General features: G+C 44.9%; 10 protein-coding genes. 9 read left to right on the forward strand and 1 reads right to left on the reverse strand.

What is annotated here, in order from left to right; genetic code table 11:
• Positions 1 to 214: 214 nt before the first annotated feature.
• From smc to ligA, 3 genes are all read left to right on the forward strand, one after another.
• Positions 215 to 3,742 carry a chromosome segregation protein SMC gene (gene smc, locus AWH61_RS06770; protein ID WP_075176557.1) on the forward strand — a complete coding sequence of 1,176 codons (3,528 nt, stop codon included), beginning with the start codon at positions 215 to 217 and terminating at the stop codon, positions 3,740 to 3,742.
• A 20-nt stretch (positions 3,743 to 3,762) separates the two neighbouring features.
• Positions 3,763 to 5,340, forward strand: coding sequence for a cell division protein ZipA (zipA, locus tag AWH61_RS06775; RefSeq protein WP_075176558.1), 1,578 nt, complete (start codon positions 3,763 to 3,765; stop codon positions 5,338 to 5,340).
• A 291-nt stretch (positions 5,341 to 5,631) separates the two neighbouring features.
• Positions 5,632 to 7,668, forward strand: a complete 2,037-nt coding sequence (gene ligA / locus AWH61_RS06780; protein WP_075176559.1) for an NAD-dependent DNA ligase LigA — start codon at positions 5,632 to 5,634, stop codon at positions 7,666 to 7,668.
• A 225-nt stretch (positions 7,669 to 7,893) separates the two neighbouring features.
• On the opposite strand, the gene AWH61_RS06785 is transcribed toward ligA, so the two are convergent.
• Entirely contained in the window at positions 7,894 to 8,421 is a 528-nt protein-coding gene (locus AWH61_RS06785; protein ID WP_014949426.1) for a DUF2062 domain-containing protein, read from the reverse strand.
• Positions 8,422 to 8,631: 210 nt separating this feature from the next.
• Between AWH61_RS06785 and AWH61_RS06790 the strand changes: the two genes are divergently transcribed.
• The 6 genes from AWH61_RS06790 to AWH61_RS06815 all read left to right on the forward strand — a co-directional run bounded on the left by AWH61_RS06790 (position 8,632) and on the right by AWH61_RS06815 (position 15,993).
• A complete protein-coding gene (locus AWH61_RS06790) occupies positions 8,632 to 11,226 on the forward strand; it encodes a DNA internalization-related competence protein ComEC/Rec2 (RefSeq protein WP_075176560.1) in 2,595 nt (864 codons plus the stop codon).
• Between the two features lie 207 nt (positions 11,227 to 11,433).
• Positions 11,434 to 13,182, forward strand: coding sequence for a lipid A export permease/ATP-binding protein MsbA (gene msbA, locus AWH61_RS06795; RefSeq protein ID WP_075176561.1), 1,749 nt, complete (start codon positions 11,434 to 11,436; stop codon positions 13,180 to 13,182).
• Positions 13,179 to 14,210: a tetraacyldisaccharide 4'-kinase gene (gene lpxK / locus AWH61_RS06800; protein WP_075176562.1), complete on the forward strand. Its 1,032-nt coding sequence runs from the start codon at positions 13,179 to 13,181 to the stop codon at positions 14,208 to 14,210. Before msbA ends, lpxK begins: the two co-directional genes overlap by 4 nt.
• Before the next feature lie 5 nt (positions 14,211 to 14,215).
• A complete protein-coding gene (locus AWH61_RS06805; RefSeq protein WP_014949430.1) occupies positions 14,216 to 14,410 on the forward strand; it encodes a Trm112 family protein in 195 nt (64 codons plus the stop codon).
• A 42-nt stretch (positions 14,411 to 14,452) separates the two neighbouring features.
• The gene (gene kdsB / locus AWH61_RS06810; protein ID WP_075176563.1) at positions 14,453 to 15,202 is read left to right on the forward strand and encodes a 3-deoxy-manno-octulosonate cytidylyltransferase; all 750 of its coding nucleotides are present in this window, start codon (positions 14,453 to 14,455) and stop codon (positions 15,200 to 15,202) included.
• A 131-nt stretch (positions 15,203 to 15,333) separates the two neighbouring features.
• Positions 15,334 to 15,993 carry an SDR family oxidoreductase gene (locus AWH61_RS06815; RefSeq protein WP_014976529.1) on the forward strand — a complete coding sequence of 220 codons (660 nt, stop codon included), beginning with the start codon at positions 15,334 to 15,336 and terminating at the stop codon, positions 15,991 to 15,993.
• The last annotated feature ends 33 nt before the right edge of the window (positions 15,994 to 16,026 follow it).

Genomic DNA, 16,026 nt, shown 5'->3' on the forward strand with positions numbered 1-16,026 from the left:
ATCATACGCGCTTGGCGTATTCTCTGCCTAACTCAGTGAAATGGTAATTGTTACAAGCTGTTAGATTTGGTAGAGTCGGAGCATAATAACAAAAGAATCTTCCGTGTGATTGCATCATTTCTACATCAACTGCTATTTCAGCCGATGGTTAGCTGGTTTCTGGCTAATATCAAGGCGATACCGCGTGCAGCTTTGTGTTTAAGAGGGATGATGTGTGAGGCTTAAAAAGATTAAGCTCGCGGGTTTCAAGTCCTTTGTTGAGCCAACTACCATTCCATTCCCCGGCGAAATGACCGCCATCGTAGGCCCTAACGGCTGCGGCAAGTCGAATGTCATTGATGCTGTACGTTGGGTTTTAGGTGAAAGTTCTGCCAAAAACTTACGCGGCGATGCAATGACCGACGTGATTTTTAATGGCTCTTCGTCTCGTAAGCCAGTGGGGCAATGTAGCGTTGAACTTGTTTTCGACAACAGTGCAGGGCGGATAGCAGGTGAATTTGCCAACTACAATGAGCTATCTGTTAAACGCTTAGTTACACGGGACGCCACCTCTACCTATTTTCTAAACGGCACTAAATGTCGCCGGCGTGATGTCACCGATCTGTTTTTAGGAACAGGGCTAGGCCCCCGGTCTTACGCCATCATTGAGCAAGGTATGATCTCGCGGCTTATTGAATCTAAGCCACAGGATTTGCGTGTATTCATAGAAGAAGCCGCGGGTATCTCAAAGTACAAAGAGCGCCGCAGAGAGACAGAAAACCGTATAAGGCACACGCAAGATAACCTTGAACGCTTGAATGATGTGCGCGATGAATTGGGCAAGCAGCTCGAAAAATTACAGCGTCAGGCTGCTGCGGCTACTCGATACAAAACGCTACGTGCACAAGCCAGAGAGCTAAAAGGCCAGTTAGCAGCCCTTCGTTTTCTAAAAAATAGTGAACATATAGAAGCGCTACAAAAGCAGCAGCAAGCACTGCAGTTAGAAGTTGACGACTTAGTGGCTCGACTACAGGGCGATGAAGCTGGGCTTGAGTCGTACAAAACCAAGCAGCTGGAAACAAAACAAACGATAGATGATCTTCAGCAGCAGCTTTTTACTACCAGTAACGCAATAACGCGACTAGAGCAAAATGCGCTGCACGCAAAACAACGCAAAGGTCAGGTAGAGCAAGAGTTAGCACGAATTAGCGAGCAACACGAATTGCTTAACCACTCTATTGACGAGGCACAGGAAGCGCTTGCAGTATCAAATGAGGCGCTTGAAAATATTGAGCCTGAATTTGCCCTTAAGGAAGCAGAGTTAGAGCATGCCAAAGAGCGTTTTGAAGACGCTGAACAAGCGCTAAGAGAATTCAACGCACAAGCGCGAGCGCAAGAACAAACCTACAATCAACTTCGTCAGAATGTTCAGCAATGCCATAGCCAAATTCAGTCAACGATGAGCATGCAGTTACGCACTTCTCAGCGTATAAGCGAACTACAAGACGAGCTAAAACAGCTAGATGAAGAAGATTTTGCCAGTCAGATAACGCTTTTAGAGGAGCAATGTAGCGAACTCGATTTTGACCTTGATGAAGCTAAGCAATTACTTCAAGAGTCTAATCAAAAGGTGTCGCAGCAACAAGACGAAGTCAACGCAATAGAAGCGAAGCGCCTTGATGCACAGGGCCAGTTGCAAACTGCACTGTCCACAAAAGCTGCGCTAGAAGCGCTTCAGCAAGATGCCTCAAATAATGAAGACGTACTATTAGACGGGTTAGAAAAGCTGTGGCAACAATTTAGCTCTAACCAAACCCTTGCACCTTGCGTAGAATCGATTTTACAACACGCAAAAGACCCCGTTGTTGCCAAAAGCCATGACATACAGGCATTGCTTCAAAATCGCGCTTATTTGCCAAGCGGCATTAAAGTGTTTACCGATAAGGCGTTTGTAAGCACTGCCAGATCGGGTTCATTAGCACACGCTCTATTAACTGAATATAGCACTAATGAATCGTCAACACAGCGTGTTCCCGCATTTTTTAATGACATTTACCTTTGTCGCAACGATGACGAACTTGCGACAACAATTGAAAGTGCTTTTAACAATGAAGATGAACCTGAAGGTATAGCCAAGGGGTTTACTAGCGCAATCTCACCTTCAGGGTTGTGGGCAAGCTCGCAGTGGGTAGTGAAACCTGGCGATGCAAGCGACGGTGCTTTGCAGCGGGCGAACAAAATTAAGGGGCTGGTAGACAGCATTGAAGAAACTGAAAGCCTTATAGATGAGATTGAGCATTCACTAGAGCGCGCCAAACAGGCACTTGAACAGAGCGAAGCGCAAAAGCAGGCTATTCAGAGCGCCTTGGGTGAAAAAGAAAACCAGCGCGCACAGATTAAAAATAAACTTTCTTTGCTTGAAATGCAGCAAGAGCAACAGTCTACACGCACTGCCAAACTTAATGACGAATTAGCAAAGCAAGAGTTAATGTTAGCGAAAGAAGAAGAGCAGTTAGCTCAGCTTTCGGAAAAATTAGAGCTTCAAGAGGCACAAATTCTTGAACACGAAGTACACATTGACGATGTGAACGCTAAGCGTGATGCAAATGAGCGAACTACATCAGAGCTACGCGCGTTAGTTGATACATTAACATCGCAAAATCATGAGCTTGCACTTAAGAAGCAGCAACTAGAGAACCACCAGAATTTATATAGTCAACAGGTTACACGTAACCTTCAGCAGCGTGAAGAGTACATAAAAAACAAAGAAAGATTACAAAAAGAACTTACACAGCTGACGTCTCCTGAAGAAATTCAAGAAGCAGAGCTACAGTCGTTGTTAGAGAATAAAGCGGAATTAGAACAACTGAAAAGTGCTAAGCAAAGTAGTCTTGAAGATATAGAGCAGTGGTTGCGAGAAGCCGAAAAAGGGCATCAAGCTCTGGGTAAAGACATTCAAACGCGACAAACCAATATCGATAAACTCAACATTGATATTGAAGGCTACCGTGTACGTGCGAATACGATTTTAGAACAGCTTGATGAAACGCAGCAGTCGCTGAAGAGCATTCTAGAAACCTTACCTGAAGATGCCGAAGAGAAGCGCTGGCAAGAAGACCTTGAAAAAACGCAGGCTAATTTGCAGCGCTTAGGTGCAGTGAACTTAGCCGCGGTTGAAGAATATGAAACCCAGTCGGAAAGAAAGTCACATTTAGATACACAGCACAACGACCTTACTGAAGCCTTGGAAACGCTACAGTCGGCCATTCGGAAAATTGATAAAGAAACCCGCACGCGCTTTTCTACTACCTTTGAACAGGTTAACGAAGACCTTAAAACGTTATTTCCCAAAGTGTTTGGGGGCGGTTCGGCGTATCTTGCGCTTACCGATGACGATTTGTTAGAAACTGGGGTGACGATAATGGCTCGCCCCCCTGGTAAGAAAAATAGTACGATTCACCTCTTAAGCGGTGGAGAAAAAGCACTAACCGCTTTATCATTGGTGTTTGCTATTTTCAGATTAAATCCGGCTCCATTTTGTTTGCTGGATGAAGTAGATGCACCATTGGATGATGCAAATGTAGGGCGCTTTTGTAACTTAGTGTCAGAAATGTCACAAACAGTGCAGTTTATTTATATCACCCACAATAAAATAGCGATGGAAATGGCCAGTCACCTCACCGGTGTTACCATGGCGGAACCGGGAGTTTCGCGCATGGTGGCGGTAGATGTGGACGAGGCTGTAGCCTTCGCAGAAGCATAACAAAGGGCGAAAGAAATTAAATGGAAGATCAATTACGTCTATTTTTACTCCTTGGAGGCACGGTTTTTATCATCGCAGTGCTTGCCCATGGTATTTGGAAAATTCGTAAAAACAGTAAGCCTTCGGAAAAAGAGCGCTTAGAGCCCCGTCAGTGGCAAGATGATGACAACGATTTCGAGTCCGACGAGCAAGAAGGCTTTGACGAGCTTGGCATTGGCGCGGTGCGCGTGGTTAGCAAATCACAAAACCAAGAGCATGAGGCTGCAAGCGACGTATCGACGAATACGGCAAATGGCCCTGCACATCACGATATCAATGAAAAACATGCTTACAGCAGCGAAGAACTTGATGACGACGATAGCTTGTCTCAACATGCCACGTCAAAAGAGCACGGTGATGGAAAAGAGGGCGCACACGGTGAGCATGCGGGTAAACGCTCAAGCAGCGTTGGTAATTCAGCTATGCCGTCTGACGGGAAAGAAGAAGCTGAGAAAGCACCAAAGCTCTATGGCTCTGTGGTTACGAATCCGAAGCCACACATGAAAGGGCAAACTCGTCCCGATGGCCCATCAACAAAAGGTGCTAACAGAGGCGACGAAAACCTTGCCGCGTTCCCTGAACCTCCTGGCTTCTTACTTCGTGAAGGCGAAGAGCAAGAGGAAGTGTCTTTAGCGTCGCATTCTCAGCGTGAAGAAAGCGAACAGCCAAATACTCCAAGTAATCAAGAGATAGCGGATAACGCGCAATCGCATGACCCAATTCAGAGTCAGGCGGGCGGTCATCAAGAAAGAGGGCGTGCAGAGCCAGTTCGTCCTGCACAGAAGTTTTATATCGACCCAACGCTGGAGGAAGAGCCTGAAACAGTGCAGCCGCCGGCTAAAAACGAAAGAGAAGTTGCTGATTTTAGTTTAGATGCACCCGAAGAGTCTGTTTCATCCAGCGATGTTCATGAAGAAAATGAACAGCCTCGACGTTTTGCACGTAATAAACGAAGCAAAACGCCAGTGAGAAGACGTGAAGAGCCGAATTTTGGTGACGATCAAATGCGTATTGATTTTGACACCAGTGAAGCAGCTAGCGCTGATTTTGGCGATGAAAGCTTTAGTGCTAATGAGTCAGGCAATGATGGTGCCGGAACTACATCAAAGACCACTAAGTCGTCGATTGAACCCGAGGTTTTAGTATTAAATGTAAGAACGCCAGAAGGCGAGCCCATTTCAGGTGCTGCACTATTACCTATGCTATTAACATTAGGGTTTAAATTTGGCGATCAAGACATCTTCCACCGCCACGTAAACTCAAATGGCAAAGGGCCAGTATTGTTTAGCCTTGCTAACATGTTTAAGCCTGGGGTTTTCGATATTGATAACCTAGAGAACTTTGAAACCCAAGGTATTTCACTGTTTATGATATTGCCTATTGAGGGTGACCCTCATCAAGTGTTTAACATGATGCACAATGCCGCCCGCAAATTGGCAGATGAGTTCGGCGCACAAGTACTTGATGGGCGCCGAAGCGTATTAACGAAGCAGGGCTTACAGCAATACGTCGAGAAAATTCGTGAGTTCGAGCGCAAGCGTATGATTGCGCGCAGCTAGCGTTAATTTATCACTTGCGCCTCAATCTTGTGGATTATTCATGCAGGTGCAACAACAAAAAAGGACTTGGCTCATACCCAGGTCCTTTTCTGTTGATTAGGGTCTATTGATCTTTGATGTATAACAAGGGCTAGCAAGCCATAGCATTGTAGCGTGGCTGTTCGTTTCACAACCTGACTGAAATAGATCAGATTTTTGCAGCCCATTTGAAACATACAGCGGCTTGGGCGAATAGGCCTTGGCAACGAATTGTAATACTTTTAACTATTTAAACGGCGTGACAACAACTCCATGTCAGATTCTTTAGAACAAGCAAAGCAACAAATAGCAACACTTCGCAACACACTTAATGAATACAACTATCAGTACTATGTGATGGATGACCCTTCGGTTCCTGATGCAGTATATGATAGAGATATGCAGGCGCTTATTGCGCTAGAAAAACAATATCCTACGCTTCAAAGCCCGAATTCTCCCAGTCAAAAAGTAGGGGGCGCAGCATTATCGGCCTTTGAACAAGTTACCCATGATGTTCCTATGCTGTCGCTGGATAACGCCTTTGATGAAGAATCACTGCTTGCCTTCGAAAAACGTTTAAAAGACAGACTAAAAGATTCGGCAACGTTAGATTTTAGCTGCGAACCCAAGCTAGATGGTTTAGCGGTAAGTATTCTGTACGAAAATGGCGAATTAGTGCGTGCTGCAACCCGTGGTGACGGTCAGGTAGGAGAGAATATCACGGCGAACGTTCGTACCATCTCTAATGTGCCGTTAACGCTTCGTGGTGATCATTATCCTGAGCGCGTAGAAGTGCGCGGTGAAGTGTTTATGCCCCGTGATGGCTTTGCAAAACTCAACGAACACCAAAAAGAAACGGGGGGTAAGGTTTTTGCCAACCCTCGTAATGCTGCGGCCGGCAGCTTACGACAGTTAGACTCTAAAATTACGGCCAAGCGCCCGCTGATGTTTTATGCTTATTCGCTAGGCGTAGTGCAACCTGAAAGTTTTGAATTACCCACAACACACAGCGAGCGCCTAAAACAATTGGGTAATTGGGGACTGCCATTGTGCCCTGATATCGATACTGCTGAGGGCGGTAAGGGCTGCTTGGCATACTACAACCACATTCTGGAAAAGCGCGACAGTTTGCCGTATGACATTGACGGCGTTGTGTTTAAGGTTAACCGTATTGACCTGCAAAATGCCCTTGGATTTGTTGCTCGAGCGCCTCGTTGGGCGATTGCGCAGAAGTTTCCTGCACAAGAAGAAGTGACTAAGTTACTGGACGTTGAGTTTCAAGTAGGAAGGACTGGTGCGATCACGCCGGTTGCCCGCTTAGAGCCCGTGTTTGTAGGTGGAGTAACTGTGTCGAATGCTACACTTCACAATCAGGACGAAATTTCCAGATTAGGCGTTAAAGTTGGCGACACCGTGGTGATCCGCCGTGCGGGTGACGTAATTCCTCAAGTGGTATCTGTGGTAGAAGCTAATCGCACAGGTAGCGAAACTGACATTACCTTCCCAAGCCAATGCCCAGTGTGTGATTCGCAGGTTGAGAAACTAGAAGATGAAGCGGTTGCCCGTTGCACCGGTGGGTTAATTTGTGCCGCACAACGCAAACAGGCGCTTAAGCATTTTGCTTCGCGTAAAGCATTCGATATTGATGGTCTGGGCGACAAGTTAGTCGATCAGTTAGTTGACGCTGATCTTGTGCATAGTCCCGCCGACTTTTTCACGCTTTCGTTAGGCGATGTTGTTGGGCTGGAACGCATGGCTGAAAAGTCTGCCAGTAAGCTACTGGCATCGCTTGAAGCTTCAAAGCAAACCACGCTTGCCAAGTTCCTATACGCATTGGGGATCCGTGAGGTTGGCGAAGCTACTGCGGCAAACTTGGCTGCGCACTTCGAAACCTTGGAGGCTATTCGCGAGGCGTCGCTTGAAGCACTGGTTGAAGTCCAAGACGTTGGTGAAGTGGTGGCTACCCACATTTTCAATTTCTTTAACGAGTCACACAATACCGATGTTATTGATGCGCTATTAAAAGAAGGAATTAATTGGCCAGCTATTGAAAAGCCAGATTCGGATAATTTGCCTCTTGAAGGCAAAACATGCGTTATTACCGGTACGCTTAGCGAAATGGGGCGTTCTGACGCGAAAGCACGTTTGCAGTTACTTGGTGCAAAAGTGGCAGGCTCGGTAAGTAAGAATACCGACTTCCTAGTTGCAGGAGAAAAAGCGGGTTCCAAATTAACCAAAGCACAAGAGCTAGATGTGGAGGTATGGGACGAAGCTGCGCTTATCGCTTTTTTATCAGAGCATGAAAAGTAGCCTGTCTGGCTTAAATTCAATAAGAGCGCTCGGCGTAATGGTTTTCCTGAATAGATTGACGCCGAACTCATATTGATAGTTACCAATAAAAAAACGCCACTTCTATGAAGTGGCGTTTTTTTATAATTCTTGCTCTGTCTTTTACGGCGTACTTTGTACTGAACGTTGTAAGGGGCTTGAACAAAGCTAAATATTTCTACAACCCTCAAGTGTAGGGCTCTCACGCTAGTGGGCTTCTTGATTCCGCATTTGTCTGCGTCTTTCCCAGGCTTTTTTCACTTGAAAGCGCCAAACCCAGTTTAAAGAGAAATAACCCGCTAGACCAAACACAACCGAGCAAATTCCACACCCGACTAAAAATGCAGGGCCGATAGTATTAATACTTTCTACAACCCACTGCCAACTAAACTGAAATTCAAAATGCTCAGGCTTGGTCCCAAGTACAGTAGTACCAACCTTGTAAGCCCCATAGAATATAGGCGGAATAGTAAATGGGTTAGTCACCCAAACAGTTGCAACAGATAAGGGCAGGTTTGCTCGAAATGGAATAGCTAAACCGGCAGAAAGCCACATTTGAAACGGTACCGGCCAAAACGCGAAAAATAAACCTATGCCAAATGCACCAGATGCAGAACGACGGTTTAAGTGCCAAAGATTAGGCTCGTGCAATACGCTACCAAAAATTTTTAAAGCTTTGTTTTGCTTAATGCTTTGGTGATCTGGCAAAAAACGTCGGATAAATTTCTTAGGCATAAATATCAATGCATCTCGAAAATAAAATCAAAAAAGACAGATAAAATAACAGTAAACGGAATTGCGCAACATGAATTTGCACCACCCACATTTACTCACTGTCAATTGCTACGTGAAAACATGGTCAATCGTATCACAATTTGCTTAAGCTGTTTTTGCGCTAGCGCAATAAGTGCAGTTTTCTGGCAAAAACTTCCAAGTACTCACAGCATGGCATTGAAGATTGCCATTTTAATAATATCTGTGACTATCATTATATTCATTTCGACGACAAAACCCGCTGAACATCATGCATTTCCAGAGGTGCTGCTATGTTGGGCAGTGAGCGGGCTGCTGTCTGGACTACTTTGGGTGGCGAGTGTAGGGCATTTTTACTACGCTTGGCAACTGCCCCAAGGGAAAATTCAACAAGATGTCACAATTTCAGGTCGAGTTGTGTCGGGGGGATGTGTCTTCGGCACTGCTAGTGCGCCGGATGCGACTTATCAATATGTTGTCGCTATTGAGTCGGTCAACCGTGAAAGCACAGCGACATTTGTAGACAAGGGTATACTTTCCCCCTTGCCTAAGCGTGTTTTAACTAGCACGTTTAATTTCAAAGCTCGTCTTACTCACCAACGTTATGAATTCCCAAATGATCGAAAAAGCGAAAGCTTAGCCAATAAGAAAATCGCATATGCTCAACAGGCAACTAAAGGCGTGCGGCCTCAATCAGTTTCTCCGTCTCAGGTGAAATTAAATTGTTTGCACAACGGCGATACCTTCACCGCAATTGTAAAACTTAAACCTGCATACGGTACGGCTAATCCTGTTGGAGCTAGACGACAACAGCAGTTGGTTAGCCAATTTATTCATGCAACTGGCTATATTAAGTCGATAGAGCACGTTAAAACAAAGCATAATCACTCAGTGCGTCATGAACTTGCTACAACATTGCAGAAGCTAGATCTTATTCATGAAAGATGGTGGCGCGCATTGCTGCTAGGGGATAAAACGGGCTTTACGTTGGGTGATTGGACGCTGTTACAACGCACCGGCACTGGGCACATGTTTAGTATATCAGGCATGCATCTATCACTTATCGCTGGGGTCTGCTTATTGTTTTTTAACCCCGTTATATTTTTACTCACGCATGTTACAGGCTTATTAGGCAGAGCGAAATATTGGTTAGTACGTTCAGCCTCCATCAACTATCCGGCAACAGCACGAAAGAACAGAGAGCAGCAAATAAGTAAGATGTTTGAAACCAGCGCGCCAATTAGAGCCTCTGTGCTTTGTGTGCTTGTCGCTGCTTGTTTTTGTTACGCGTTGCTTAGTGGAAGCGCATTGCCGGTTGTGCGTGCGCTGATACTGGTAACTATGGGGTGTGTGCTGTCTCTTTCTCGACATGCATGGCGGCCAGTAAATGTTGCGCTCGCAATGCTTACTTTGAGCTTGTTGCTGTTTCCTCTCTCTATATTAAGCGCTAGCTTTTACTTGAGCATAGGGGCTGTACTGTGCATTTGGTTTTTAGTTGTTGTTTGGGGGCTACAGCGAGCACCATGGTATGTGTCTTTGTTTAAACTACAAGTAGCACTTACCGTAATAATGATGCCCCTAACCCTAATATGGTTTGGTAGCGCCAGTTTTGTTGCAGTTGTTACCAACTTAATCGCCTTGCCCGTCATATCGTTACTTTTACCTATTTGTTTAATTTCGTTGTTAGTCCTTCATTTTGCTGAGTTGCCTTTCGCACAACAAGTTACGGGCATGCTTATGCATTACAGTGATGTGTGTTTAGGGTATTTGTTATCGCTTTTGAACGTTCTTAGTCAGTTTTCTGGGAGCGCTATCAATTTTTACGTAAGTAGTGGTGCGGCACTTTGTCTAATTGTCGCTTTGTTTATTTTTCTTTTGCCAACATGGCGGTACAAAGCTATCTGCGTAGCGCTTCTCTTGCTCCCATCGCTAAGCATTTTTCAAAAGTGGTTACCTACCAATGAATCGGCATGGGCGCTGCATGTATTTGATGCGGGCCAGGCCAGTGCTATTGCAGTGACTGCGGGAGGTCGGGCTATGATTATTGATTCTGGCGCTCAGTTTAATGGCAATGCTCATACTGCAACGAAACACCTGTTACCTTTTTTAGAAAGTAAGCATATTTCGAATATAGATGTTGTAGTTCATACGCATAGTGACAACGATCATGCAGGTGGGGCATTAGCCATTGGACAACACGCCTTAGCTAAAAAAGCCACTTTCTACACACCAACATTAGGTTGTGAGCGAGGAAAGCGTATACGCTGGCAGAACTTAACAATCAATTTTCTATGGCCGCCAAATGGCAACAAAGAAGACAACAATGCCATGTCGTGTGTGGTTAAAATAACAAGCGACGCTGGTAGCGTGTTAATTCCTGGTGACATTGAGAAAACAAGTGAGTACGCGTTGATAACCCGTGAAATCATGGGTGGTTTTTCAGAGGGGGCTTCAATGGATACTTTAGCGAGTTCTACAAATCTAAGTGCCGACATTCTTATTGCGCCGCATCACGGAAGCAAAACATCTTCTACTAATGTTTTTATAGAACACGTTGCACCAAAAGCTGTGATCTTTACGCAAGGTTATGAGAATCGATGGCAGTTTCCTGCGTATGTTGTGGCTAAACGTTACGAGCGTTTGGGCGTAACGCAATATTTAACAAGCTATCACGGATATATAAGCGCAACCTTCGATAAGAATTCTTTCCATATAGATTCCCAACGTGGAACGTTGAAAAAACGCTGGTATTTACCAGGCATTACACCGCGACACCTCAAAGACTAAGTAATATCGCCAAATGACAGAAATATTAGCTTGTAACGAAACGAAGATGTACACGAATACCTTTAAATAGGTATGAAGTGGCCACACATTATTCACTTAGTTGGCAGACTAACCAATTTTGCCGCTATATTAGTGAATTAGAGCGAGAACGAGTACAATACTTCCAACGCGTTTTTGTTAACGTTTCAAACAGGTTAAAAAAACTACATGCAACAAGCCGACAACTCGGATTATCAAATTAAGCGCTTTTTACAGTATCTTAAAGCGTATAAAATGCCTTTCGTTTTTGCCATCATCGGTATGATTGGTTATTCCGCGGTAGATACCTTCGTATTTTCCCAGCTTCAGCCAATGATTGACGAATCACTGGGGAAAAACGACCATGACTATCTACGTCTAGCCGCATATGCGATTGTGCCGCTCTTTTTGTTACGGGGTGTTTTCAACTTTTTAGGTAGTTACACGCTAAGCTGGATTGGTGCTCAGGTGGTAATGCGCATGCGCCAGCAGTTGTTTGAAAAATACATTCATCTTCCAGTGGCATTTCACGATAATCATGCGGTTGGCGGGCTTATCAGTAAAGTCACCTACGATACAGAGCAAGTGGCTAATGCATCTGGTAAGGCGCTGCTAACATTGGTGAGGGAAGGCGCACTGGTCATCGGTTTGCTGTGTGTCATGTTCTATTACTCATGGCAGCTTTCTCTCATATTTCTTTTAATTGGCCCGATTGTGGCAGTGATTGTTTCTATCGTTAGTAAGCGTTTTCGCGTTGTAAGTAAAAACATTCAACAATCAATGGGCAACCTAACATCGTCGGTAGAGCAAGCGGTGAAAGGTCACAAAGTTGTGATCATGTTTGGCGGTCAAGAAATAGAGCAAAAGCGTTTCGAGCAGAAAAACAATCACAACCGTCAACAGTCAATGAAATTGAATGTCACTTCTATTTTGAGTGTGTCTTCAATACAGGTAATAGCGTCAATTGCCCTTGCAGTCGTTCTGTTTATTGCCAGCACGCCTGGTATGCTTGAAAAGCTTACTGCAGGCGTATTTATTAATGTGGTCTTTTGTATGGTGATGCTGCTTAAACCTCTTAAACAGCTCACTACCATTAATAACCAATTTCAAAAAGGTATGGCAGCCTGCGCCAGTATTTTTGAAATTCTTGATGAAGCAGACGAAGAAGATAAAGGGAAAACCAAAGTAGAGCGCGCAACAGGAAAAATTGAATTTGACGACGTTACATTTTCTTATCCAGGAAAACAGACGCCCGCGTTATCTAATGTGAGCTTTATCGCAAACCCTGGGCAGTCGATTGCTTTGGTAGGGCGCTCGGGAAGTGGTAAATCGACCATCTCGTCGCTGCTTACACGCTTTTATGTACCGCAAGAAGGTGAAATTCGCTTGGATGACACGGCGCTCAACGATATTGATCTTAAAGATCTGCGGGCGCAGTTCGCCGTGGTATCGCAAAACGTTACGCTATTTAACGATACCATAGCTAACAATATTGCTTATGGTGCGCGCCAAAATGTATCTCGCAAAGACATCGAGAATGCGGCAAAAATGGCGCATGTTGAAGAGTTCTTATCGAACTTACCTGAAGGACTAGATACGGTAATTGGTGAAAACGGCTTGATGCTTTCGGGCGGCCAGCGTCAGCGTATTGCCATTGCAAGGGCAATACTTGCCGAAGCGCCCATACTTATTCTGGATGAAGCGACATCTGCCCTTGATACAGAGTCTGAGCGTTTGATCCAAGACGCATTAGAAACGCTGCAAAAACGATGCACCAGCATTGTTGTGGCGCACCGCTTGTCTACCATCGAAAACGCAGATTGCATTATGGTAGTGGAGCAGGGGCGCATTATTGAAAAAGGTAAACACAACGAATTGCTTGAAAAAGGTGGTCACTACGCGCAACTGCACGCGTTACAATTTGGTGAGACTAAGTGAGTCAATCACAAAGTAAAACCAAGCACGATAAATGGTATTTCGGCCATCCTTTAGTGTGGCTGCTCTCACCATTTGCGCTGCTGTTCTACTTTATTTCGGCAATTCGCCGGTTACTTTTTAAAATTGGATTCAAAAAGGCCTTTAAGGCTAACGCTCCCGTGATTGTCGTTGGCAACATATCAGTGGGCGGCAACGGCAAAACGCCAGTCGTATTAGCTTTAGCCGATTATTACCAGAAGCAGGGCATTAAGGTCGGCATTTTAAGTCGGGGCTATGGCGCTAAATCACCAGAATACCCGCGATTAGTGAAAGGCGAAGATGATGCGTCTGAGGTGGGAGACGAACCTCGTTTACTGACCATTAGAAGCCAGTGCGACGTTGTTATCGATCCAGTCCGCGCACGTGGAGCCGCGTACTTAAGTGACGAATTACACTGCGATTTAATTATTTGTGATGACGGCCTTCAACATTACGCACTTCATCGCGACGTTGAAATTGTGGTGATGGACGATAGAAAAGTAGGCAGTGGTTATTTGCTGCCAATGGGGCCCCTTCGCGAAGGACAATGGCGCCTTGGTACTGTTGATGCGCTAGTACATAATAGCCGTTCAATGCCGACATTTAGCCATGCTGTAGCGCCTCAATATCTAATGACCTTAGTAGCTGGGGACTTCACCTCTGTTTCAAACAGAGTAAGAACTAGTCCCCTTGAAGAGATACAAAAAGTGCCGTGCAACGCAATTGCTGGAATAGGTTCACCTCAGCGTTTTTTCTCTCAGCTTAAAGAAATGGGTATCCAGCTTTCTTCAGCTACACCGCTGGCGGATCACCATGCGATCACACGGTCAGACATACCGAATGGCAGAGTATTAATGACAGAAAAAGACGCCGTTAAAGCTGCACCTTTTGCTCATAACGACTGCTGGTTTTTACCTGTTACCGCGCATTTAGCGCCAGACTTTTTTAATTTAGTAAATGTGAAACTTGCCAAGGCAGGTTTGAAGATCAACCAAGACGGACAGGAATAATAACAATGGCCTTTGATAAAAAGCTTTTAGAAGTTTTGGCTTGCCCAGTGTGTAAGGGAAAATTAGTTCTGAGTGATGATAGCACCCAGTTAGTGTGTCGATTTGATAGATTGGCTTTCGATATTAAAGATGGCATCCCTGTACTTATCGAAAGTAAAGCAACAGCATTGTCGTTAGACGATGTTGACGCGACACGGTAATAAAACGTTAAACTAAGTGGTAAATAAGGGCGAAATAAAGTTATGTCATTTACAGTTGTGATCCCTGCTCGATACGGCTCAAGTCGGTTTCCTGGCAAACCCTTAGCGCTTATTGATGGAAAGCCGATGATTCAACATGTGGTTGAACGTGCTAAAGAAGCTGGAGCGGATAACGTCATTGTTGCCACGGACGATGAACGTATTCAAAACGTCGTGCTAGGTTTTGCTCAAGTATGCATGACGTCTGTCAACCACCAATCTGGAACAGAGCGCATTGCCGAGGTTATCGAAAAAGAAGGCATGGCGAGTTCTACTATTGTGGTTAACGTACAGGGGGATGAGCCATTTATTCCCGCCGAAAACATCAGGCAGGTTGCTGATAATCTTGCCAATGCGCCTCAGTGTCAGATGGCTACGTTATCTACGCCTATTGAACGTGTTGAGGATGTGTTTAACCCCAATATCGTTAAGGTGTTGGTAAACGAAAAGGGTGAGTCTATCTATTTTTCACGTTCTCCTATTCCTTTTGAACGCGATCACATGATGGCAAAGCCGCAATCTGCAAATACGTCGCTGTACAAACGCCATATAGGTATTTATGCCTATCGTGCTGAATACGTTAAGCAATATGTTGCTTATGCGCCTAGCTCTCTGGAGCAAATTGAATCCTTAGAACAGCTTCGAGCCATATGGTATGGCGATAAGATTCACTGTGAGGTGGCGATAGCGCCACCGCCAGTTGGAATTGATACCCCGGAAGATCTAGAACGTCTTTTAAAGACTATAAGTTAATAAGAAATGAGTGCTGAAATAGGGCTGACGCCTTGTAGTAAATTAGCAACAAGCCTTATCTAAACAGCCAGTTCTTATAAAAGGTGAGTGAAACCTTTTAAACGCATACACATAGTAACAAGGGAACCGTTATGAACGTAGTTATTACCGGTGGCAACAGAGGCATAGGCCTTGCGCTTACCAAGCAATATAAAGCACGTGGTGCGAAAGTTTATGCTACCTGTCGAAACAGTTGCGACGAGCTAAACAGTGCAGGTGTGACAATCATCAAAGGTGTGGACGTATCCCAACCAGAAATGTTGGCTGAAAAGCTTGCACCTTTAATGGACGTTAACATCGATTTGCTCATTAATAATGCCGGAGTGCTCGGACGCGAGAGTATTGACGATTGGGATCCAAATACCATCGATTATCAATTTAGGGTTAATGCATTAGGTCCATTGTTAGTTACTCAAACACTATTACCGGCAATGGCAAATGACGGTAAAATTGCCATGATTACCAGTCGCATGGGTTCAATGGCAGACAATGGGTCAGGCGGCTACTATGGCTACCGAATGTCCAAAGCCGCACTAAACGCGGCGGGAGTGTCCATGGCGAATGATCTGAAACCCAAGGGAATTGCAGTAGGTATTTTCCATCCTGGATTCGTTCAAACAGAAATGGTGAATGGAGCGGGAGATATTGATGCTGATACCTGTGCTGAGCGTTTGTCACAACGCATAGATGAGCTAAATGTATCTAACGCAGGTCGCTTCATCCATTCAAATGGTGACGAGTTGCCTTGGTAGGTTTAATGTTGGCTTGCCACAAACTCAATCAAT

This window comes from Alteromonas sp. W12 (genome assembly GCF_001924945.1).
Lineage (GTDB): Bacteria > Pseudomonadota > Gammaproteobacteria > Enterobacterales > Alteromonadaceae > Alteromonas > Alteromonas macleodii.

Excerpts from the sequence above, each read along its gene's own strand:
- AWH61_RS06790 (WP_075176560.1), top strand. The coding sequence starts at position 8,632 with ATGGCATTGAAGATTGCCATTTTAATAATATCTGTGACTATCATTATA.
- zipA (WP_075176558.1), top strand. The coding sequence starts at position 3,763 with ATGGAAGATCAATTACGTCTATTTTTACTCCTTGGAGGCACGGTTTTT.
- kdsB (WP_075176563.1), top strand. The coding sequence starts at position 14,453 with ATGTCATTTACAGTTGTGATCCCTGCTCGATACGGCTCAAGTCGGTTT.
- AWH61_RS06805 (WP_014949430.1), top strand. The coding sequence starts at position 14,216 with ATGGCCTTTGATAAAAAGCTTTTAGAAGTTTTGGCTTGCCCAGTGTGT.
- ligA (WP_075176559.1), top strand. The coding sequence starts at position 5,632 with ATGTCAGATTCTTTAGAACAAGCAAAGCAACAAATAGCAACACTTCGC.
- msbA (WP_075176561.1), top strand. The coding sequence starts at position 11,434 with ATGCAACAAGCCGACAACTCGGATTATCAAATTAAGCGCTTTTTACAG.
- AWH61_RS06785 (WP_014949426.1), bottom strand. The coding sequence starts at position 8,421 with ATGCCTAAGAAATTTATCCGACGTTTTTTGCCAGATCACCAAAGCATT.
- AWH61_RS06815 (WP_014976529.1), top strand. The coding sequence starts at position 15,334 with ATGAACGTAGTTATTACCGGTGGCAACAGAGGCATAGGCCTTGCGCTT.